The sequence below is a fragment of the Geobacillus zalihae NBRC 101842 genome (genome assembly GCF_001544135.1).
Classification (GTDB): domain Bacteria; phylum Bacillota; class Bacilli; order Bacillales; family Anoxybacillaceae; genus Geobacillus; species Geobacillus zalihae.
The window spans coordinates 1-1,255 of sequence record NZ_BCPV01000134.1; the positions used below are offsets into that span (position 1 = coordinate 1).

Genomic DNA, 1,255 nt, shown 5'->3' on the forward strand with positions numbered 1-1,255 from the left:
TTGGTGAATATGTTTCGAGGATTGAGAAAAACGAGGAAATGCAGAAAAAGATGTTTGAAACGTTGCTGGAGGACATGGTGGAAACTGTTGCGAGTGAGGCTGGAAAGTCGCTGGAGATGGTAGGCGCTTTGGAGAATGTGGTGCAGGAGATAAAGAAAAGAGTCGAGGCGCAAAACAGGTCGTAAGCGGCGCTTGCGCCGCGTGCCTTGATACTGGGTGGCGCCCTCTGGTATGCTTGCCGAGCGAAGCGAGGGGAGCGGCAGGCCTTGTGCCTGCCGTCAAGCATAGGGAGTCCAGAGGGCGCAGGGCCCCAGTGTCAAGGCTACGACCGTGGCTGTGTCGCGACACGTGAAAGGAGGTGAAGGACATGACGCGACAAGAGAAGTTAGCGGAGTACAAGCAGCGATACCGTGACGCGATGGGTGCGCCGAGATCACGACGCGATTTTCTGTTGGCGGACATCATGACGGACATGGAACGCGAATTCCGCATTCCGTTGTTGCGTGATCGCGCCGAAAAGGAGATCGCGCCAGATGTGTTGCGGCTGTATCGCTTGATCTCGGATAGTCGGAGCATATGAGGTGGAGCGTCTATATACTTTACTTGATTATAGTGATTAATAAGCACGCGGGGGGTGAGTATAGTTGGATGATATATGGCGCGAAAGTAGTCATGTCTGGACATGTCGTAGAGATCTACGAGTACGAAAGGGACATAAAGACAGGTAAGGACAATAAAGACGGTTCTAAGTCTGTTGGTCGTGCTGGAAAAGGCGCGAATGAAGAGGATAGAGAGAAAAATAGGGAAATAGTTTTGAGTAGGGCGAAAAGGGAAGTTAGAAGGTTGATTAATTCGAATGTAGATGCTTGGGGCGAAAAGCCGAAGTTTTTTACGTTGACGTTTGCGGAAAATGTGACGGATATTAAATGGGCTAATAATGAGTTTAAGAAGTTTAGACAGAGATTGTCGCGGCATATATGGGGATGTCCTAATAATCTTAAGTATGTTGCTGTTATTGAGTTTCAAAAACGCGGTGCGGTTCATTATCATGTCGTTGCGTTTAATATGCCGTATGTTCCACATGCTGATCTGGAAAGGATATGGGGTCATGGTTTCGTACATATTAGGGCGATAGATGATTGTGATAACGTCGGGGCGTATGTGACGAAGTACATGACAAAGGATTGTGATGATGAAAGGTTGAGGGAGCAAAAATGCTATTTTTCCAGTCGTGGTCTTGCGAAGCCAGTCGAGG

The 1,255-nt window shown here is 48.4% G+C and carries 3 protein-coding genes; all 3 read left to right on the forward strand.

All coding sequences use genetic code 11. The features are described 5' to 3' along the window. The coding region (locus tag GZ1_RS19360; protein ID WP_167346375.1) for a hypothetical protein at window positions 1–185 on the forward strand (185 nt) is incomplete at its 5' end. A 182-nt stretch (window positions 186–367) separates the two neighbouring features. Then, window positions 368–580 carry a hypothetical protein gene (locus GZ1_RS17700; protein ID WP_060789014.1) on the forward strand — a complete coding sequence of 71 codons (213 nt, stop codon included), beginning with the start codon at window positions 368–370 and terminating at the stop codon, window positions 578–580. Between the two features lie 68 nt (window positions 581–648). Further along, window positions 649–1,255: rolling circle replication-associated protein (locus GZ1_RS17705; RefSeq protein WP_157074402.1), on the forward strand; the 607-nt coding region annotated here is incomplete at its 3' end.

Bases quoted from the DNA above. Each gene is read 5' to 3' on its own strand.
- GZ1_RS17700 (WP_060789014.1), top strand. From the start codon at position 368: ATGACGCGACAAGAGAAGTTAGCGGAGTACAAGCAGCGATACCGTGAC.